Source organism: Algoriphagus sp. oki45, assembly GCF_036245605.1.
Classification (GTDB): domain Bacteria; phylum Bacteroidota; class Bacteroidia; order Cytophagales; family Cyclobacteriaceae; genus Algoriphagus.
In genome coordinates, this window is sequence record NZ_BTPC01000002.1 from 356,788 (window position 1) to 376,793 (window position 20,006).

20 protein-coding genes and 1 tRNA gene are annotated in these 20,006 nt (G+C 44.7%); 11 read left to right on the forward strand and 10 right to left on the reverse strand.

The genetic code is table 11. The annotated features are described in order from the left end of the window. Positions 1 to 110: 110 nt before the first annotated feature. Both AAA942_RS11010 and AAA942_RS11015 read right to left on the reverse strand, forming a co-directional pair. Entirely contained in the window at positions 111 to 419 is a 309-nt protein-coding gene (locus AAA942_RS11010) for a type II toxin-antitoxin system PemK/MazF family toxin (RefSeq protein WP_338220323.1), read from the reverse strand. After that, complete coding sequence (locus AAA942_RS11015) at positions 416 to 658, reverse strand: hypothetical protein (protein ID WP_338220324.1); 243 nt, start codon at positions 656 to 658, stop codon at positions 416 to 418. The genes AAA942_RS11010 and AAA942_RS11015 overlap by 4 nt, the downstream gene beginning before the upstream one ends. A gap of 95 nt (positions 659 to 753) precedes the next feature. Between AAA942_RS11015 and AAA942_RS11020 the strand changes: the two genes are divergently transcribed. Beyond that, entirely contained in the window at positions 754 to 1,728 is a 975-nt protein-coding gene (locus tag AAA942_RS11020) for an NADPH:quinone oxidoreductase family protein (RefSeq protein ID WP_338220325.1), read from the forward strand. Positions 1,729 to 1,999: 271 nt separating this feature from the next. Here AAA942_RS11020 and AAA942_RS11025 read toward each other — a convergent pair. Together AAA942_RS11025 and uvrA are read right to left on the reverse strand one after the other, a co-directional pair. Then, a tRNA-Val gene (locus tag AAA942_RS11025) sits at positions 2,000 to 2,074 on the reverse strand. A 52-nt stretch (positions 2,075 to 2,126) separates the two neighbouring features. After that, complete coding sequence (uvrA, locus tag AAA942_RS11030; protein ID WP_338220326.1) at positions 2,127 to 4,943, reverse strand: excinuclease ABC subunit UvrA; 2,817 nt, start codon at positions 4,941 to 4,943, stop codon at positions 2,127 to 2,129. Positions 4,944 to 5,318: 375 nt separating this feature from the next. Here uvrA and pnuC point away from each other — a divergent pair, with 375 nt between their 5' ends. Both pnuC and AAA942_RS11040 read left to right on the forward strand, forming a co-directional pair. Continuing rightward, positions 5,319 to 5,936 carry a nicotinamide riboside transporter PnuC gene (pnuC, locus tag AAA942_RS11035; RefSeq protein ID WP_338220327.1) on the forward strand — a complete coding sequence of 206 codons (618 nt, stop codon included), beginning with the start codon at positions 5,319 to 5,321 and terminating at the stop codon, positions 5,934 to 5,936. Next, positions 5,923 to 6,450: an ATP-binding protein gene (locus AAA942_RS11040; protein WP_338220328.1), complete on the forward strand. Its 528-nt coding sequence runs from the start codon at positions 5,923 to 5,925 to the stop codon at positions 6,448 to 6,450. Before pnuC ends, AAA942_RS11040 begins: the two co-directional genes overlap by 14 nt. A gap of 21 nt (positions 6,451 to 6,471) precedes the next feature. Here the strand turns inward: AAA942_RS11040 and AAA942_RS11045 are convergent, their stop codons facing one another. Both AAA942_RS11045 and AAA942_RS11050 read right to left on the reverse strand, forming a co-directional pair. Further along, a complete protein-coding gene (locus AAA942_RS11045; protein ID WP_338220329.1) occupies positions 6,472 to 7,554 on the reverse strand; it encodes a serine hydrolase domain-containing protein in 1,083 nt (360 codons plus the stop codon). After that, positions 7,551 to 9,620 carry a S9 family peptidase gene (locus AAA942_RS11050; RefSeq protein WP_338220330.1) on the reverse strand — a complete coding sequence of 690 codons (2,070 nt, stop codon included), beginning with the start codon at positions 9,618 to 9,620 and terminating at the stop codon, positions 7,551 to 7,553. Before AAA942_RS11050 ends, AAA942_RS11045 begins: the two co-directional genes overlap by 4 nt. 152 nt (positions 9,621 to 9,772) lie before the next feature. Between AAA942_RS11050 and AAA942_RS11055 the strand changes: the two genes are divergently transcribed. Continuing rightward, on the forward strand, positions 9,773 to 10,738 hold the full coding sequence (locus AAA942_RS11055) for an alkaline phosphatase family protein (RefSeq protein ID WP_338220331.1): 966 nt from the start codon (positions 9,773 to 9,775) through the stop codon (positions 10,736 to 10,738). A 294-nt stretch (positions 10,739 to 11,032) separates the two neighbouring features. On the opposite strand, the gene AAA942_RS11060 is transcribed toward AAA942_RS11055, so the two are convergent. Then, the gene (locus tag AAA942_RS11060) at positions 11,033 to 12,598 is read right to left on the reverse strand and encodes a M20/M25/M40 family metallo-hydrolase (RefSeq protein ID WP_338220332.1); all 1,566 of its coding nucleotides are present in this window, start codon (positions 12,596 to 12,598) and stop codon (positions 11,033 to 11,035) included. A gap of 161 nt (positions 12,599 to 12,759) precedes the next feature. Between AAA942_RS11060 and AAA942_RS11065 the strand changes: the two genes are divergently transcribed. Both AAA942_RS11065 and AAA942_RS11070 read left to right on the forward strand, forming a co-directional pair. Beyond that, positions 12,760 to 12,963, forward strand: a complete 204-nt coding sequence (locus AAA942_RS11065; RefSeq protein ID WP_338220894.1) for a type II toxin-antitoxin system HicA family toxin — start codon at positions 12,760 to 12,762, stop codon at positions 12,961 to 12,963. A gap of 59 nt (positions 12,964 to 13,022) precedes the next feature. Further along, entirely contained in the window at positions 13,023 to 13,307 is a 285-nt protein-coding gene (locus tag AAA942_RS11070) for a type II toxin-antitoxin system HicB family antitoxin (protein ID WP_338220333.1), read from the forward strand. Between the two features lie 6 nt (positions 13,308 to 13,313). Here AAA942_RS11070 and AAA942_RS11075 read toward each other — a convergent pair whose 3' ends face one another. The 3 genes from AAA942_RS11075 to AAA942_RS11085 all read right to left on the reverse strand — a co-directional run bounded on the left by AAA942_RS11075 (position 13,314) and on the right by AAA942_RS11085 (position 14,542). After that, positions 13,314 to 13,889, reverse strand: a complete 576-nt coding sequence (locus tag AAA942_RS11075) for a sugar O-acetyltransferase (RefSeq protein ID WP_338220334.1) — start codon at positions 13,887 to 13,889, stop codon at positions 13,314 to 13,316. A 70-nt stretch (positions 13,890 to 13,959) separates the two neighbouring features. After that, positions 13,960 to 14,346, reverse strand: coding sequence for a PIN domain-containing protein (locus AAA942_RS11080; RefSeq protein WP_338220335.1), 387 nt, complete (start codon positions 14,344 to 14,346; stop codon positions 13,960 to 13,962). Position 14,347: 1 nt separating this feature from the next. Continuing rightward, a complete protein-coding gene (locus tag AAA942_RS11085; protein WP_338220336.1) occupies positions 14,348 to 14,542 on the reverse strand; it encodes a type II toxin-antitoxin system VapB family antitoxin in 195 nt (64 codons plus the stop codon). A 192-nt stretch (positions 14,543 to 14,734) separates the two neighbouring features. Between AAA942_RS11085 and AAA942_RS11090 the strand changes: the two genes are divergently transcribed. The 5 genes from AAA942_RS11090 to eboE all read left to right on the forward strand — a co-directional run bounded on the left by AAA942_RS11090 (position 14,735) and on the right by eboE (position 19,954). Beyond that, positions 14,735 to 15,622 (forward strand): EboA domain-containing protein, encoded by an 888-nt coding sequence (locus tag AAA942_RS11090; protein ID WP_338220337.1) that lies wholly within the window; start codon positions 14,735 to 14,737, stop codon positions 15,620 to 15,622. Between the two features lie 49 nt (positions 15,623 to 15,671). Then, positions 15,672 to 16,583 carry a TatD family hydrolase gene (locus AAA942_RS11095; protein ID WP_338220338.1) on the forward strand — a complete coding sequence of 304 codons (912 nt, stop codon included), beginning with the start codon at positions 15,672 to 15,674 and terminating at the stop codon, positions 16,581 to 16,583. A gap of 3 nt (positions 16,584 to 16,586) precedes the next feature. Beyond that, on the forward strand, positions 16,587 to 17,501 hold the full coding sequence (gene eboC, locus AAA942_RS11100) for a UbiA-like protein EboC (protein ID WP_338220339.1): 915 nt from the start codon (positions 16,587 to 16,589) through the stop codon (positions 17,499 to 17,501). A gap of 72 nt (positions 17,502 to 17,573) precedes the next feature. After that, on the forward strand, positions 17,574 to 18,728 hold the full coding sequence (locus tag AAA942_RS11105; RefSeq protein ID WP_338220340.1) for a 3-dehydroquinate synthase: 1,155 nt from the start codon (positions 17,574 to 17,576) through the stop codon (positions 18,726 to 18,728). 14 nt (positions 18,729 to 18,742) lie between these two features. Beyond that, positions 18,743 to 19,954 (forward strand): metabolite traffic protein EboE, encoded by a 1,212-nt coding sequence (gene eboE, locus AAA942_RS11110; protein WP_338220341.1) that lies wholly within the window; start codon positions 18,743 to 18,745, stop codon positions 19,952 to 19,954. The last annotated feature ends 52 nt before the right edge of the window (positions 19,955 to 20,006 follow it).

Consider the following 20,006-nt stretch of genomic DNA (forward strand, 5'->3'; position numbering starts at 1 on the left):
TTCCTTTCGGAAGGATTTGCCTAGGAATTTTCTTTTTTTGCCACGAAGGCGCTGAGGTCGCAAAGATTTATCCTTAAGGAGAAAAAGTTTAAGTTGAATATCAGATTAATTCAAGGCTTAAGATGGAACAGATCAATCAAGCCTTTGTCCACTTCATTTAACTCTTTTTGGGATAATTCCCCCAACTTTCCCAAAATTAGGTCTTTACTTACCGTTGCCATTTTACTAAGTCTAACGAGCGATTTCACCTTTATGCCGTTTAGTAAAGACGGGAATAAAACGATGTCATGGTTTGAGGACCATTTGATTTGAGAGGTGATAAAAGAAACGGTTACATCTAATTCATTGGAAATTAATACTAGAGCAGGTCGATTTTTAGCTCCCGTCAAATCAGAAAAGGGAAATGGAATTAATATCAAATCGCCTTTCTTAACTTGTACTTTTCTTTAAGGTCTTCCTCAGAATAAATCTCCTCGTCCTCTTCCAGAAAATCGAATGATTTGGACTCAGATACCATTTTTTGAATTCCTTCGGTTAGGATCTGATTGTCAATTTTGAATAATAAAAACTCGGCAAAGTCAGAGACTTCTTTCACTTTCTGATCTGGTAATTGAGCCAAATGCTGAAGAGTCTTTTGGATTAGGCTTTCCCGAGTCATTTCTTGAATTTTTGATTATAACCGAAATTAAAAAGAAATTGGTTTACTATAAGTCATAAGTAACACATTCTTCCCTTTGCGGCTATTCAAAAACTATGAAAGCATTACTCTGTACCCAATTTGGCCTTCCTGATACATTAACGGTAAAGGAAATCCCTGATCCCATACCTGCACCAAACCAAATCCTGATCGAGGTGGAGGCTTGCGGGGTCAATTTTCCCGATGTGCTGATTATTCAAAACAAGTATCAGTTTAAGCCGGAATTGCCATTTGCACCGGGAGGAGAAGTAGCGGGAAAAATCATCGGTTTGGGCGATCAGGTACAGGGATTCCAAATCGGGCAGCCGGTTTTGGCGCTTTGTGGATGGGGTGGCTTTGCGGAAAAGGTCGCTGTGGATATCGATCGGGTGTTTCCCTTGCCTCCCGGTCTTTCTTCCGAAGTGGCAGCGACTACACTTTACACCTATGGGACTTCTTACCATGCGCTTAAGGATCGGGCAAATCTCCAGGGCGGAGAAACTTTGCTCGTACTTGGGGCGGCAGGTGGAGTAGGTTTAGCCGCAGTGGAGCTAGGGAAACTGATGTGGGCCAAAGTCATTGCAGCAGCTTCTTCAGAAGAGAAGCTTGCCCTCTGCAGGGAAAAAGGTGCAGATCTCACCATCAACTACGAAACGGAAGATCTCAAAACCCGCATCAAAGAGCTCACCGATGGCAAAGGGGTGGATGTGGTCTATGATCCGGTTGGGGGAAAATTCACCGAACCGGCACTCCGGGGCATGGCTTGGAAGGGGCGCTACCTGATTGTGGGCTTTGCCAATGGGGAAATTCCTCAAATTCCGATGAACTTGCCGCTACTCAAAGGCTGCTCAATTATGGGCGTCTTTTGGGGACAGTTTTCTAAAGTGGAGGCAAAAGCCAGTTTCCAGAATATTCGCCAACTCGTTACCTGGATTCAGGAAGGAAAGATCAAGCAGCATATCGGAAGGACCTATTCTTTGGAAGAAGCACCAGAAGCCTTGCAGGCGATCTTGGATCGCAAAATGCTGGGAAAAGGGGTTGTGGTGATTTAGATGTCCGATGACGGATGTCAGGTGACCGATGTTTTTTGCTCCAGTATAGTTGTCCTATAAATGCATTTTAAAGAAAAAGCTCGTGTCGGAGATTGATCTTGCAATAAGCATTTACCATGAAAAACGTAAATCAAATTTTCGATTTCCATGGTAAAATTGGAGGTGATTTTTCAGTAAAAATCTGAAAAACAATTATTTGTGATCTTTCTTCTCAAAAACCAAAGCGTATGAAAAAAGGCACAAAATCCTAGCGACTTTGTGCCTAAATCAGTGGAATCTAAGGGATTCGAACCCATGACCTCTGCTCTGTCAAAGCAGCGCTCTAAACCAGCTGAGCTAAGATTCCAATTGTGCTTGCGAAGATAGGAAACCTTCGAGGTTTTCAAAACCTCAAAGTTTTAAACCAAACTTTCCCTTACATACTTCGCCGTGTAATTTCCCTTTTCTTTTGCCAAATCCTCCGGAGTTCCGGCAAAAGTCAAATGTCCTCCTTTATTTCCTCCCTCAGGCCCCAAGTCAATCACCCAATCGGCAGATTTGATTACCTCAGTATTGTGCTCGATGATGATGACTGAATGACCCTGATCGATCAGCGCATTGATGCTGTGAAGCAATTTACTAATGTCGTGGAAATGTAGGCCGGTCGTGGGTTCGTCGAAGATAAAGAGGATATGATCACCGGATTTTGTTCCGCCTTTTCCGAGAAAAGAAGCCAATTTCACCCGCTGAGCTTCACCGCCGGATAGCGTATTCGAGCTTTGCCCCATGCCGATATAGCCCAATCCCACTTCTTGAAGAGGCTGAAGGCGGTTGACGATTTGGGTTTTTCCTTTGAAAAACTCCAAAGCTTCATCAATAGTCATGTTCAAGACTTCGGAAATATCCTTGTCTTTGTATTTGACCTCAAGAATCTCATTTTTGAAGCGCTTGCCCTTGCAGGATTCGCAAGTCAAGTGGATATCGGCCATAAATTGCATTTCCACCGTGGTCGTACCTTCACCCTGACAGCCTTCACAACGCCCGCCGTCCACATTGAAGGAGAAAAAGGCAGGTTTATACCCTCGTTGTTTGGAAAGTGGTTGCTCCGAAAAGAGGTTTCGGATCGCATCGTAGGCCTTTACGTAGGTCACCGGATTGGATCGGGAAGATTTGCCGATCGGATCCTGATCTACAAATTCCACTTGCGTGATTCGCTTGTAGTCTCCTTCGATTTTGTCGTATTTTCCTCCCTCATCGATGACTGTACCCAGCATTTTTCCCAAAGCAGGATAGAGCACTTTTTTGATCAAGGTCGATTTACCCGAACCCGAAACGCCAGTCACTACTGTCAGGGTATTGAGCGGGAATTTGACGGTCAGGTTTTTCAGGTTGTTTTCCCGGGCGCCTTTGACGGTGATGGCATCTTTCCACTTTCGGTTGCCGGTTTTAGTGAAAATTTTTTCCTCACCTCTCAAGTATTTGGCTGTGTAGGTACTACCACTGGTGATTAGATCTTCAATTTTTCCCTGAAATAGTAATTCTCCGCCATTCACTCCTGCATCCGGCCCGATATCAATAATCTGATCAGAGGCTTTCATCACTTTTTCCTCGTGCTCGACCACAATCACGGTATTGCCCAGATTTTTCAGCTCTTTCAGCACGCCAACCAAGCGGTCGGTATCCCTTGGGTGAAGTCCGATGCTGGGTTCGTCGAGGATATACATGGAGCCGACGAGTGCAGAACCCAAGGAAGTAGCTAATTTGATCCGCTGGTATTCCCCTCCGGAAAGCGTGGAGGTGAGTCGATTAAGCGTCAAATAGCCCAAACCCACTTGATCCATAAATTCCAATCGGCTGGTGATTTCCTTTAGCAGTCGGTTGGCAACTTTGGCTTCGTGATCAGGGAGATTCAGGTTTTTGAAAAAGGCCAAAGCATCCTCGATGGGCATCAGGACCAGATCGGTGATGGATTTTCCATCAATTTTGACATAGCTGGCATCCTTGCGCAGGCGGGTTCCTCTGCAGTCCGGACAAGTCGTTCGTCCACGAAATCTGGAGAGCATCACCCGGTATTGGATTTTATAGGTTTTGCTTTCCAGATCCTCAAAAAAAGCATTCAAACCGTCGAAGTACTTATTTCCAGTCCAGAGCAGTTCCTGCTCTTTCTCCGTGAGTTCATTGTAGGATCGGTGAATCGGAAAGTCAAATTCGATCCCTTTTTTCAAAAGAGGCTCCAGCCACTGCTTGCTGGATTCTCCTCTCCAAGGTGCGATCGCCCCCTCATAGACCGAAAGCTCCTTGTCCGGAATCACCAAATCCCGATCGATACCCAATACATTTCCAAAACCTTCGCATCGCCTGCAGGCCCCGTATGGATTGTTGAAGGAGAAAAAGTTGACCGAGGGAAGCTCGAAGCTCATCCCATCCAACTCAAAGCGATCCGAAAAAGAGCGAGTTTCTATTTCTGGCACGGTGATTTTACAGTCTCCATGTCCTTCGAAAAGAGCGGTTTGGACGGAGTCTGCGATTCGAAACTGATTGTCTTCGTCGTCTTTTCGAACAGAGGCTCGGTCAATAAGAATTTCATAAGTCCCTTTGGGGATCTTTTTTACACCTAGCAAGTCCTCTACAAAAAAGGCCTCCTCATTAATCAGAATTCTGGTGTATCCTTTTTGAAGCAAAAGCTCCAATTCCTGTTCGATTTTCCTACCCTTGGCTATCTGAAGCGGACAGGAGATCATGACTTTGCTGCCTTCCTCAAAAGAAAGGATGTAATCCACAATATCCGAGACCGTATGGTGCTTGACTTCCTTTCCTGAGATTGGTGAAAAAGTCTTTCCCACTCGTGCAAAAAGCAACTTGAGGTAATCATAAATCTCGGTAGTAGTGCCGACTGTGGATCGAGGGTTTTTGGTGCTGACTTTTTGTTGGATGGCGATGGCCGGCGCCACTCCCTTGATGTATTCTACATCGGGTTTTTCCATTCGACCGAGGAATTGGCGGGCATAGGAACTCAGGCTTTCCACATACATCCGCTGTCCTTCTGCAAAAAGGGTATCAAAAGCCAAGGAAGACTTACCGGAGCCGGATAGACCGGTAATTACCACAAATTCATTTCTGGGAATGGCCACGCTCAGGCTTTTGAGGTTATTGACCCGGGCGTTTTTGATGATGATGTATTCTTTGGGATCGAGGGTGTCGATGTCTTGGGTAGCTGGTAAAGTGCTCAAAGTCATAGCTGGCAAAGTTAGCAATCAAACCCTGCAAGTGGGAGAAAAGTTGTGGATTTGGCTTGGTTGTTTTACCGCAAAGTCGCAGAGGACGCTGAGAAAAGTTTACCACAAAGGCCACCAAGAATAAGAGAAAAAAGAGCTGAAGTTTATTCTGGACTCCCTGCATGGCTTTTTTGGGCTTCTTAAGAGCACAAAGTTGAAAAGCTGAAGCCTTATGAGCGTAATATTGGCAAGAAATTCGAAAAGACACTATGGTTGATAATTTCTAATTCCTCTTCAAAATATAGCTCAATCCAAATCTAAAATCCTTCGTGCTTCTTAGTGTTCTTTGTGGTTGAGAATTACTTGTGGTTCAAAAAACTATTCCTTACTTCGAAAATGGATTTTCAATTTCTCCTCGATGGATTTGCCGAAGGCCTGCAAAATATGACTTGGCTGGAGGCGGTGGCGGTATTTTTTGGAATTGCCTCGGTTTTTTACTCCATGCGGGAGCATATTTGGGTTTATCCCACAGGAATTGTGTCCACGCTTATTTATGTCTGGATTTGCTTCGAATACAAGCTTTATGCAGATATGGGCATCAATGCCTACTACTTCAGCATGTCCATCTACGGTTGGTACGCATGGACTCATCCCAAGGAAAATCAAATTGTCTTGCCAGTCACTTGGTTGAACGGCAAGGGTTGGTTGATTTCCGCCGGGCTTTTTGCGGTTTCCTATCTTGTTTTGGCTTTTGTCCTGAGTAATTTTACAGACAGTGATGTGCCTTATTGGGATTCATTTACCACTGCCTCTGCCTTTGTGGGCATGTGGCTGATGGCGAAAAAGAAGGTGGAAAACTGGATTTTCTGGATCATCACAGATTTGGTTTCGGTGCCTTTGTATTTCTACAAGGGCTTGGTGTTAACCTCTTTCCAATTTTTGTTTTTTACAGTCTTGGCTACCATGGGACTATTAGCTTGGATCAAATCTGCCAAAGTCTATGCAAAAGCTTAATCGAATTTTAATCCTTGGTCCGGAATCTACCGGAAAAAGTACTTTGGCAGCCGACTTGGCCAATCATTTCTCAGAACCTTGGGTACCGGAGTATGCACGGGAATATCTGGAAAAAATAGACCGTTCCTATCGTTTTGAAGATCTGACCGAAATCGGAAAAGGGCAGATTTTTCAAGAGGATAAGCTGGCGCAAAAAGCCAAAAAATTCCTTTTCTGCGATACAGATTTGAGAGTTATTCACATTTGGTCGGAGCATAAATATGGAAAAACGGATCCTTGGGTGTTGGAAGAAATCCAGCGGAGAAAATACGAATTGATTTTGCTGACGGACACGGATTTGCCTTGGGAACCTGATCCTTTGCGGGAATACCCTGAGCTTGAAATGCGCCAATATTTTTTTGAAAAATATCTAAGACTGGCAAAGGAAAGCGGATTCCCGTTTTTGATTGTGTCAGGAAATAAGGAATCCCGACTCCAATCCGCTGTAGAGGCAATTGAGAATCTGGGTTATTAATCTTTCAATTTTTCAATCCTCTCACCACTTCCTTAACGCCAAGGTCGCTGCTTCCACCAGTTTGATTTGATCCGGATGGTAGTTGTTATTCAATACGATTATGGTTTTGTTTTCTTCAATAAATCGGACGATGATGGTCTGATAGCCCGGATTGTCACCGGTATGCATCACCATTTTTCCGTAGGGACTTTTGGGTTCGATATCCCAGCCAAAACCATAATAGCTTCGAGTTCCATCATTCAAAATCATCGGGCTGAAGGCTTCATTAAGGGTTTTTTCACTGACCAATTTGCCAGAGTACAAAGCCTGGTCCCAAATCAGCAAGTCCTGCGCAGTGCTACTGACTCTACCGGGCCCTTTCCTGTTCCCTAGCCAAAGGGTGTAGTCCGAAGAGCGAAACTGATTGGCATTTACGTATTTTCCACTTTCATCCTTGAGGTGTCCCGCAGCGAAGTTATCCACATTTGCTTTTTCTTCTAAAGTGCGGATATCCGTGTTTCTCATTTCCAAGGGCTGAAAAATCCATTCTCTGCTAAGTTCGATGAAATCTTTTTGGGTCACTTTTTCTAAAATACTTGCCAGAAGGACATAGCCCGTATTGCTGTACTCGTATTTTTCTCCCGGTTCGAAACTTTTGGGCGGAGCATAGCGATTGAGGTATTCCAAAATATCCGGATTTCCCGCGGCTTTGCTTTTATCCCAATACGCATCCATGATGGCCTGATAATCGGGAAGGCCGCTGGTATGCGTGAGAAGATGACGTATACTGATGCCTTTGTATGGGACGTCCAAGTATTCTTCTGCGAGGTCGTCGAATTGGAGAAGCCCCTTTTCCTGACATAGCATCACCATCATTGCCGTGAACTGTTTGGATACTGAGGCCATTTCAAAAATATCTGTGGATTGTAGAGGGATGCTTTCTTCGAATGAGCGAAAACCTATGGCTTTTTCAGACAGGATTTTACCATCATTGGCCACTAAAACTACCCCTGAAAAACCATTTTGCTCCGCCTGAAGATAGGCTGCTTCCAGGATTTTTTGCTGGGAAAAGGAAGCGTAAGCTCCAAAGACCGAGAGAAGTAAGAGTGTGGATAACTTTTTCATTTCGTACGGGAGTGTTTATGAATGAACTCAAAAGTGGCAGTCAAAGCTTCCACCCAATTTCGGTGAAGTAGGAAAGAATGTACTTCGTCCGGAAAGACGATTTGTTCCACTTCAACCCCCTGTTTTCGAAGGACCTCAGCTAGTTCAACACTTTCGGAGAAAAGCACATTCCGATCGTCATCTCCATGGATCAGAAGCACCGGGTCTTCCCACTTATCCACATAGGCCATTGGGCTTGATTTGAAAGCCAGTTCTGCCATTTTTGGAAATTTCTCCGGCGCGTACCAAGGTGCAAAAACTGGAATATCATTGTTCCAATTATGCACTCCATGAATGTCTACCCCGACATGAAATTTTTCCGGGGCTTGACTCAAGGCATGAGCAGTCATATATCCCCCATAGCTTCCTCCCCATGGAGCTATTCTCGACTTATCCACATCCTGTCTTGAAGCGAGAAAGTCTGCCGCTGCCATCAGATCCTGGACTTCGCTGGCTCCTCCAGCTCCGTAATTTTCTGCTTCCCGGAAATCCATTCCATAGCCGATTCCGCTTCTGTAATTCAAGGTCAAGGCAATGTATCCTTGAGAAGCAAAATACTGCTGAGCCGCGTACGTATTCGAATAGTAGGCTCCATAATTGTAGCCAAGGAGCATTTGTCGACGGCTGCCTCCATGGATAAAAATTACTGCAGGATATTTCTTGGTGGGATCATAGTCTTTTGGCAGAAAAAGCTGTCCGAAACTCTTGAATCCATCTTTCGCCTTCAATTCGATTGCTTGAGGCTCGGCGTGGAAGTCAGGAAAGTTTTTGGGGAATAGGGTTTCGGCCAAGGTTTTTGTTTGACCATTTATGCGGACCATGGGCCAGCCGGGTTTATTCCAATCAGAGGAAAAGAAAGCAATTCCATTTTCGATCTTCACAGCACCCCAGTTTATGGTTTTCGGATCGCTGACTAATTCAAGGGAGAATGTGGATAAGTCCAGTTGGGAGATCTGCCTTCTGTCTATTTTTCCGATATTATGCATGACTAAAAGGGTATTTTTATCCGTTGATTGATGTACCCATTCCACTTGACCTTCTCCTGGCGTCAGGTGTTTGACCTCCTTGGTATTTGGATTTACAGCATATAGGTGCATCCAGTTGTTTTTTTCCCAAGGAAAAACCAAAGAACCATCCTTGGTCCACCAAAGCCTTTCGGCCTGAGCGGGCAAATCGTCCACCATGATCGATCCCGGACCTTTATCTGCCTTCCAGATTTCTATCCCCTCCCACTTATCCACATCGAAAATCCGGATGCTCCATGGGTTCGACTCTTTGATGGCGGTAAAGGGAAGCAGGTTATTGATATTGGGGATTCTTAGGTAGGCTAGCTTTTTTCCGTCAGGGCTCCATGCCGGATAAGCGTCAAAATCCAGGCTGGTTTCCACATATTTCAATTCCTTTTTCTCCAGATTCCAAAGTCCTACGTAGGAATGGTCACCTCGTTGAGACACAAAACTTAGGTATTTCCCATCCGGTGAAAAGCCCAGCATAGAAGCGCTTCCTCTTCCAGTGAAAAGTTGCTTGACCGATTCACTGGTATCCTTGGCGGCCTTAAGGTACACCGATCCTCCCATTAAAAAAGCCACCTGCTCTCCATCAGGGCTGAATATAGGCGAGGCACCTGGAGCAAACCATCGGCTTTCTTTGGACAACAAATCCACAGAATAAATTTTTTTGTCTGTGTTGATTTGTAGCTGAGCAGGATTGGCTGCCTGACCGGAAGAGTTTCGGCTGTTTCCTCTCACGAAAAGCAGCGTTTTTCCATCCGGTGAAAAGGTAATTGGTCCCAAGTCCAATCCTTCGTCTCCTTTGAAATCCGTGAGTTGTATCGCGTTAAAGTCTGGCGATTGAGCCAAAAATATGTTTCGCTCTCCTTGGTCATTGAACACCCACGCTATGCTTTTTCCATCCGGACTTGCTGTCAGGGAGGTTGGAAATGGAGCCGAAAGATAATCGGCCATGCTTTGGGCTTGAATGAATAATGGCAGAAGCGAAAGCAAAAGGGCACAAAGGTTTTTTCTCATAGCCAGCCTGATGGTTTTGTTCAAGATAAGCATCACTGTCAAGCTCTCCAAGCTGGTTTTCACCTTTGAATTGCCACTTGCTCCTTTGAGATAAAGTTTTGTGCCGAAGCAGGAAATTATTAGTAGCTTTTCTTTAATCAACTAATTGATCTATGAGACCGATTATTCTTTTTTTCTTGGCATGGTTTATCATCGCTTTTGAATCTTTTTCTCAGGGCAAAAAAGTAGTCTTCATCATTTTGGACGGTATTCCCGCCGAGGAATTAGAAAAAGCTCAAACACCTATTCTGGACAAAATCTCCAAAGTTGGTGGTTATGCCCGAGCTTTTACCGGAGGTGAAAAAGGTGGTCCGTCCGAGACGCCAACCATCTCTGCGGTGGGCTACAACTCGCTTCTGACCGGGACTTGGGCCAACAAACATAACGTCTGGGACAATGACATTGCCGCTCCAAATTATTCGTACTGGACGATCTTCAGAATGATGCGGGAAGCAAAACCAAAATCCAAGTTGGCTATTTTTTCTACCTGGGAGGATAATCGAACCAAACTCCTGGGAGAGGGGCTAAATGAAACCGGAAATTTGAAATTGGACTTTATTTTTGATGGTTTTGAAAAAGATACGCTTACTTATCCACATGATTTGGACAAGGAATACATCCGAAAAATCGATAATCTGGTTTCTTTTGAAGCCGCTCATATTCTGAAAACCGAAGCTCCCGATTTGTCTTGGGTCTATTTGGAATTTACCGATGATATGGGCCATCGATTTGGCAAAAGCCCGCAACTGACTTCGGCAATAGAATTAGCTGATGAGCAGGTCGGCAGAATTTGGGAAGAGGTTCAGGCTCGAGAAAAGAACTATGGAGAAGAATGGTTGATTTGGATTACGACCGATCATGGGAGAAAAGCTCCCGATTTCAAAGACCATGGAGGACAAAGCGACTCCGAGCGGGAAATCTGGATCGTGACCAATGCAAACAATCTCAATGATCGCTTTCGGTCAGGAAAAGCAGCCATGGTGGATATTTTGCCCAGTTTGATTGATTTTTTGGAAATTTCTGTGCCTGATGTTCAAAGGAAAAATTGGGATGGCAGCTCGCTTTTAGAAAAGAAATAGGTGAGATGGGGAACTAATTTAGGACTCTCAAAAAGTCAAATTGAGCCTTAGATTTGATGATAAACAGATTAATCGTAGGTTACTTAAAATGGATTTTGAAGTAGGATTGAAGTCACCCTGAGCGGAGTCGAAGGGTCCTCGACTCCGCTCGGACTGACATAATTTTCGTATCTAGATTTAGTCTATTATTTCTAGAAAAGTTGAAAGGTCATCCACTCAGCCATTTTCGATAAATTTCACTTTTGAAATTGTCTCACAATCTTTAGCAGATAGACAAATTCGCATTAGCCTTTTTTATCTCGAAATGCGCTGAAATAGAATTCCTCCCTGTCTGGTCGGAGATCTTGGAGTAGGCCAGTCTGTCGGTTCGCCGGTACGGAAATCAATTGGAATTCTTCGTTCTCTTGACACCATATTTTCCTCTTCGCAGGCCATGTAAACCAAGATCGCAGTCAGGATCGCGTTATTTTTGATGTCGTCGAAGACCAATTTGTCATAGGTATCCAAGTTGGTATGCCAAGTGATCGTACCATAATCCCATGCCAAAGAGCTTAGATTGAAAGCAGGGACTCCAGCCGCCACGAAGGAAACGTGGTCCGTTCCGCCCGAACCCGGATTGCCAGGGAAGGAAGTCTCGATGTCTCTGGTGATGTTTCTTGGCACTTTGTTGAGCCATCTACCGAGGTATTCGTAACTATCCACGAAGCCTTGTCCTGAAATATTGGCTATTCGTCCGGTTCCATTGTCTTGGTTGAAAAGCACCTGGATTTTTTCCAGCATTTTGGGATGGTCTTCTACGTAAGCACGGGAACCATTAAGCCCTTGTTCTTCAGAACCCCAATGGCCCACTAGGATAGTTCGCTTAGGATTTGGGTAGACTTTCTTTAAGATCCGCATTACTTCCATCATGAGAATGGTCCCTGTACCGTTATCGGTTGCCCCGGTGCCGCCTTGCCAAGAATCCAGGTGAGCAGAAAGCATCACATATTCTTCAGGCTTTTCGGTTCCTTTGATTTGTGCGATGCTGTTGTAGGTAGGCTGTAGTCCGGTTTCTTTGGACTGGGCATTGACATGGATCTTCGGTTTTTTGCCGCTTTCCACTAGTCTAAATAACATTCCATAGTCCTCTATCGAAAGATCGATGGTTGGCACTTGTCTGGTTGAAGCAGAGAAGATTTTATTTGCCCCCAAAGCCCTGGACCAATAGGAAGTGACTACCCCAACCGCACCGGCATTTTCCAATGCTATCGGTAGGGAAGTTCGGTTTTTACCGGTTTTTTGGGTGCGCTCCAACCAAGCTTTTTCCAAGGCGGCTCTTTTTTCTTTGATTGCTTCGAAAGATTCTTCGGTTCCCCATTTTTCCCAGTTGTCATCAGGTCTACCGGTAAGTTGCGGGGCAGAAATCATGACGTATTTGCCTTTCACGGATGGAAGCCAATTTTGGAATGCTACCGAGTCTTGCAAATTCGGCAAAACGATTACTTCGGCCGTCAAGCCACCCTCAGGCGAAGATGGGCTCCAGGAAAGTTGGGTTCCTGCCAAAGTTCTTACCCAAGGTTCGACCATATCGATGTGGGTGGTACCACGATCCCAACCTCTCCATTCCCCCCATTTTTCATTTTTGGCTTCGATACCCCAGGATTGGTATTGATTTACAGTCCAATCATGGGCCTGCTGCATTTGTGGAGTACCCACGAGTCTCGGTCCGATTCCGTCCAACAGTTCGTGGGCAAGCGTTTCAAGTTGAGAGTTTTCACTGGCTTCTTTGATGATCGCATCAATGACTTGTTGATTTTGGGCCTGTACTTTGACAGACACCAAAAGCAAAAGTCCAAGGCCGTAGCGATAGATTTTTTTCATAGGATTCTAGTTTAGGTGCTAAAAATAAATGTGTGGGGTAGATTTCGGCTAACCGCTGGTGGATATCAATCGAATTCTAAAATAATTTTTGTGTTTGCAACTATATACAGTTACATTGGGTTGTGTCAAAAAAAGAAAAACTCCTGGCTCGATTTATTGAGATGCCTAAAGACTTTCATTTCGATGAGTTGGTAAGTCTATTGGGATATTTCGGCTATCAAGAAGTACGAAAAGGAAAGACAGGAGGATCTAGGGTCCGTTTTGAAAGTGAAGCGGGTGCACCGATTATGCTACATAAGCCGCATCCTAGTGGCATTTTGAAACATTATCAACTAAAACAAATCAAAGATTTATTGAATTTATGAAGTATTTAGAATACAAAGGATATACGGGAAGCATCGAATACAGCCCCGAGGATAAGCTGATGTTTGGGAAAGTCGTCGGTATCCGTGGCTTGATTTCTTATGAGGGAGAAACAGGGAATCAGTTAGAAGAGGATTTCAAATCTGCTATTGATGAGTATTTGGCGATTTGCAAAGAGGAAGGGAAAACTCCGGAAAAGCCATTTAAAGGAAGTTTTAATGTTCGAATTTCAGCTTCTTTACATCAAAAAGCAGCTTTGAAAGCGATGGAAGAAAAAACATCTTTAAATAATTTGGTTGCTGAGGCTATTCGGTCACATTTGAGCCGAGAAGAAGAAATTGCCTAATTTTACTTACAACTTCCTCACCACTTTGCAAGGATTCCCAAAAGCCAGCACATCATCCGGCAGGTCTTTGGTCACCACTGAACCCGCCCCGATCGTCACATTATTGCCGATGGTCACGCCGGGAAAAATGACCGAATTCCCACCAATCCATACATTGTCACCGATGATTACGGGTTTGGTGGAGGTGTGATAACGAGTGCTGTTGCCATCTTGGTAGATTCGATCGGAAGCCTTTAGCGGGTGAGTTGCTGTGTAGATCTGCACATAGGTAGCGATCAGCCCGTTTTTGCCGATGCTGATTTTGTTGTCGTCCAAAAACATGCAATTCGTATTGACAAAGGTGTTTTCCCCAATTTCGATATTGATTCCATAGTCGCAGAAAAAAGGAGTTTCGATCCAAACGCCTTTTCCCACCTTTCCCAAAAGTTGACTGATCAGCTCATTTCTCCTTTCCAAATCCCGGCTATCACAAGTATTGTAAGCTAAAATTAAGACCCGAGCCCGATGATAAAGTTCCAGAAGTTCCGGATCGCGGGAGTCGTAAGCCTCTCCGTCTAGCATTTTTTGGAGGTTGGTTTTCATCCGAAATTAGTTTCAATACTTATGGCTTTATGGATTATCAACCTCTTGGATTTTTTTCTAAAAGGTTATTTCAGGAGATCAATTTGAAGTTCAAAAAGCTTTGCATCAATTTGAAATGCTTATCAAAAGAATATAAAGTCAGGTTTTCTTCAATCACTTGTTGTAGAATGATCAAGTCAGGAATACCAACCTTGTTTATTCCATTTTTGAGATTAAGAATTTGATATTGCCTTATCAAGTCCCAATCAATAGCAAATGGGATCTTTTCAATTGAAAACAAGCTTTCAATAGCTTCTGTCTTTCGTTGAAGCTTTAATTTTGGAATTAATTCGCATAAGATAATGTCGTTAGTGGAAACTATATCTTCTTCAAGAAACTGATCTAAATGAGTAGGCTTAGAGTTTTTGAAGAATTCGATCCAAACGGAACTATCTACTAAAACCGGAGATCTGTTCATTCTACTTTCTATCTCTTAAAACATCTAAATCAATATCCAGATCTATTGATCCTTTCATGTTGATTAGTCTTTTCCTCTTGTTTCTGGCGATTTTTTCCTCCAGAGCCAACTTTATAGCTTGGCTTTTGGTAGTTGAGCCGGTTATTTTCATTACCTCCGCGATCAGTTCTTCGGGAATTTCGATGGTTGTTCTCATGGATTTATATGCAGTATTGCATCATTATTTATGTAAATCTAACCTCTTATTCAAAAATAAGGTTCTCCTCAGAGTAAATTCTTCATGATTTTAATCAGGACTGGCCTTTTCACCTTCCTTTTACCACATTTCCCTTGGCTTTTCTGAGGCTTTTGGATTTACTTTAACTCCGCTTCAAATCCGAAGAAAAACATGCAAACCCAAACTGACTTATTGGCTTTTTTTGAAGGTATTTTGGCTTCAAGGGCTGATTCCAAATCGCTTGATTGGCTCAGCTTCCAAACCGAAAAAATCAAATCGGAGGCCTCGCCTACCAAGTTTTTTCTGGCATTTTCCCAAGCTTCCCGGTTTTTCAAAAAGGACGGTCTTAATTTATCAGAGACCGAGAAAAAAACTCCAGGTAGCTTGGTCTCAGGATTTGATCCCAATCATTGGGATGTATTGCAGACTGCAAGGACGTATTTACTATTAAAATTTGGCCCCGGAAAAGAGGCTTGGCTCAAAGCGGTCAATCAGCTATTTGAAACGGGGGACTTGCATGAGCAACAGGCCTTGTATTCGGCTCTGCCGCTAATGCCTTATCCGGAGGAAATGCTTTCCCGAGCGATCGAAGGCTGCCGAACCAACATGACTCTTGTATTTGATGCCATTGCCTTAACTAACCCCTATCCCAAGGAAAGATTTCCGGAGGCCAACTGGAACCAAATGGTCCTGAAATCCATATTTATGCAGCGTCCGATATATCGGATTTTGGGCTTGGACGAAAGGAGAAATCAGGCATTGGCGGAAATCGCTTCGGATTTTGCCCATGAGCGCTGGGCAGCCGGACGGCCTGTGATGCCTGAATTATGGCGTTTGGTGGTTCCTTTTCTCAATGACAAATTGCTGGAAGACCTGAAAAAAGTCGTCTTTTCCGAAGATCAATTGGAATCCGAAGCCGGAGTCTTGGCCGCCTACCAATCCGACTTTGCGCCAGCTAAAGACCTGCTTAAATCCTTCCCCGAAACAGTCTCCGCCATTGAATACGGAGAAATTTCTTGGGAGAAAATCGGAAAAGATTTTCAGGAAAAAAGAGCGTAATCAGGCTAAATTCAAATAATTTCAGAAACTTATCCACATCGATACAACCATGGAAATGTACATAGATCCCCATATTCACCTCGTCTCCCGTACCACAGATGACTACGAAGCCATGCGAAAAGCCGGTATCGTTGCGACGATTGAACCTGCATTTTGGCTGGGTCAGCCGCGTACGGAAGTAGGATCCTTCAAAGACTACTTTTCCACTTTGGTCGGCTGGGAGCGGTTCCGTGCCAGTCAGTTTGGAATCGTGCACTATTGTACCATGGGATTGAATTCCAAAGAAGCTAATAATGTGCCCTTGGCCGAGCAGGTCATGGAATTACTTCCACTATATGCCGGAAAAGAAGGTGTGGTGGCAATTGGGGAGATCGGCTATGATGATCAAACCGAAGCTGAAGATCGTTTTTACCGCCTTCAACTGGAACTGGCTAAAGATGTCAACCTTCCCGTATTGATCCACACTCCTCATCGAGATAAAAAGAAAGGAACAACCCGCTCCATGGATGTGGCCGAAGAGCATGGCATGGACCCAGGATGGGTGGTCGTCGATCACAACAATGAAGAGACGGTAAAAGAAGTGTTGGATCGAGGATTTTGGGCAGCATTTACTATTTATCCACATACCAAAATGGGTTCCGAAAGAATGGTCGAGATCGTGAAGCAATACGGTCCCGAGCGGATAATCGTCAATTCTGCTGCAGATTGGGGGATTTCGGATCCCTTGGCGGTCCCAAAGACCGCTAACCTGATGCGCAAAAAGGGAATTCCTGAAAAGCACGTACGACTTACTACCTACCAAAATGCTCTCGCTGTTTTCGGACTCAGTGGACAAATGCATGAAGACGATTGGCTCAAAGCGCCTCCGATCGATCAGACCAAAAAATTGGGGGGAAATTCCGTACTTCGCGGAGGTCAGGTGCCTCGGGTCGAAGGTCCTGCCGATCGGGTAGAAAATTAATCCATGAAAAACACCAAGCTTTTCGCTTATCTACAGCTAACCCGCCCAGCCAATGTGATCACTGCGATCGCAGACATCTGGGCGGGTTTTGCCATTGCAGGTGCCTGGGACTATATGGCCACCAACTGGATCTTTGGAGACCAGCAATTTTGGTGGAATCTCATCTGGCTTTCATTGAGTACAATTGGTTTGTATGCAGGTGGAGTCGCATTCAATGATGTCGCAGATGCTGATTTGGATGCCATCGAGCGGCCTGAGCGCCCTATTCCGAGTGGAAGAGCCTCCAAAAATGCTGCTTTTTTTATGTCTTCCTTGCTTTTGGTTTTTGGAGTGATCTGTGCCTTTCAGGTCAATCCAATTGCGGGGATTTTAGCTATTGCCGTTGCCGCCTGTGCGGTGCTCTATGATTATTGGGGAAAGCATCAACGAATTTTTGGTCCGATCAATATGGGGCTTTGCCGCTCAGGAAATCTTCTTCTTGGGGTGAGCGTGGCTCCTGAAGTGCTGGAGAAAATCTGGCCCATCGGTCTTTTGCCGTTGATCTATGTAGCCGCCATCACCATGATCAGCCGGGGAGAGGTGCATGGTAAAAACCGAAAAGCACTTTTCGCAGGAGGTGCTATGTATGCCTCCATCTTGTTGGCGATTTTTGGCTTTGCCTATCTGGAGAGTCCGGGATACCTGCAAGTGATTCCTTTTTTAGCTTTGCTGGGCTATATGATCTTTCCTCCTTTGGCAAAAGCCATCCGAACTCAAGAACCCAAATTCATCGGCAAATCGGTGAAAGCAGCTGTGATTTCACTCATCATTGTCAATGCATCTTTGGCTTCTGCCTTTTCGGGATGGCCCATTGGAATCATCGTTTTGCTGCTTCTTCCCATTTCCCTTTGGTTAGCCAAAAAATTTGCTGTAACCTAGGCCCGATTTAAACCTATTTCTTTCACAACTTGTATTGAAAGAAAATCCCGAATAACCTATTGCCCGCAGACCATGAATACGATTCTCGAACAGTCCTTTTCGGTTCCTTTCCGCTACCCGGTAGCGTTTACCGAGAATCTATTTGATCCACAAAATCAAATCCTCGCCAATGTGCTTCGTGGGCAGCGCGTGTCCAAGGTACTTTTTGTCATCGACAGCGGAGTGAAAGACGCTCATCCTAACCTGATCACTGAAGTGAAAAACTATGCTTTGGCACATGCAGATGTCTTCACTTTGGCAACCGAACCTATGATTGCGATCGGGGGAGAAGCCTGCAAAAATGGGGAAGCCGAATACCAAAAGATCGTGGAAGCAACGCATCTCTATGGCATCGACCGTCATTCCTACATTGCAGCTATCGGTGGGGGTGCCGTGCTGGATATGGTGGGTTTTGCAGCGGCAATTTCCCATCGGGGAATTCGTCTGATTCGGATTCCGACCACCGTTTTGTCCCAAAATGACTCCGCTGTAGGTGTCAAAAACAGTGTCAACGCCTTTGGGAAAAAGAATTACCTCGGGACCTTCGTTCCGCCTGTCGCGGTATTGAATGATTTCAATTTCCTCAAAACCCTCGATGACCGTGACTGGAGAGCAGGAATTTCCGAGGCCATCAAAGTGGCCTTAATCAAGGATTTGAGCTTTTTTGAGTGGTTGGAAAATGCGGGAGAAGCCCTTGCCCGAAGAGAGATGGAACCCATGAAAGTCCATATCATTCGCTCTGCGAAAATGCACATGGACCATATTGCAGGCAAGGATCCTTTTGAATTTGGAAGCTCCAGACCCCTGGATTTCGGACATTGGGCCGCACATAAATTGGAAAAATTGAGCGATTTCCGTATCCGTCACGGGGAGGCTGTAGCCATCGGGATTGCCTTGGATTCTGCTTATTCCTTTTTACTAGGCCGAATCACCGAGTCGGATTTCAACCGGATCATTCAACTGATGCATACCCTGGGTTTTGAACTTTTTGCTCCCGAACTACAAGGTGAAAATCTGATCCAAGGGCTAAAGGAATTCCAGGAACACTTAGGAGGTCAATTGACCATAATGCTCTTGGAAAATCTGGGTAAAGGAGTTGAAGTCCATGAAATGGATCACGACTTGATCTTTAAATCAGTGGAAATTCTTCGTAGGTTAGAGAAAAAGTCTGCCGTTCACGCTTCCTGATTTTTTCCCAGCCTATGCAAATTCATGACTTTCATCTGAGCTATTGCAGCAATATCCATCCCGGAGAAACTTGGGATGCGACCTTCGAAAACCTCAAGATCTATATTCCTGAGGTCAAAAATCGGCTAAAGCACAAAGGTCCTTTCGGAATTGGTCTCCGCCTTTCTCATGAGGCATCCTTGATATTGCAGCGTCCGGAGCGGATGCGGGAGTTTCAGGACTGGTTGAAAAAGGCAAATGCGTATGTGTTTACGCTGAATTGCTTTCCGTATGGAGGCTTTCACCGAACCAAAGTGAAAGAAAATGTCCACACGCCGGATTGGACTACTGCGGAAAGAAAGGAGTACACCATTCGGAGTTTCCGGATTTTGGCCCAACTCCTTCCTGAGGGAATGGAAGGTGGAATTTCTACTTCCCCGCTTTCCTACCGACACTGGTTTTCCTCAGAAAAGAAAAAAAATGAAGCCATAGCTAAATCCACCGATCACCTCATCGAGGTGGTGGAGGAATTGGTGAAAATCCATAAGGAAACCGGTAAGCTCCTGCATTTGGACATCGAGCCCGAGCCTGACGGAATTTTGGAAAATTCCGACGAACTGATCAGCTATTTCCAAAATTGGCTTTTGCCCAAAGGGAAAGTGGCCTTAGCAGAAAAGCAAGGAGTTTCAACTGATGAAGCGGAAAAGCTGATTAAAACCCACATTCAGGCCTGCTATGATGTTTGCCACTTTGCGATCGTCTATGAAAATCCGGCTGATACCTTCCAGAAGTTGGCAGCAGTGGGAATTCAAATAGGCAAAATTCAGATTTCGGCTGCGCTGAAGGTGATGATTCCCGAATCGGCCAATGAGCGTTTTAGCTTGGGTAAACGCCTAGAAGAATTTGCCGAATCGACCTACCTCCATCAAGTAGTGGCGAGAAGAAAGGACGGTCAGTTTGCCTCCTATCCGGATTTGCCTCAGGCTCTTGAACACTTGGGAAAAACCAAAGATTTGGAGTGGCGAATTCACTTCCATGTACCGGTCTTTTTGGACAATTATGGCTCATTCCAGTCTACTCAAAGCGATATTTCCCTTGTACTCAATCAAATTTTATCCTATCCAAAAATCACCAAGCACCTGGAAGTAGAGACCTATACTTGGGAAGTTTTGCCTGAGGATACACATTTAACCCTTGGCGAATCGATTGCTAGGGAACTCAGCTGGGTGATCGAAGAGATGAAGTAAAATAGCCCTTCGACTCCGCTCAGGGTGACCAAGGTGTCAGGCTGAGCAGAGT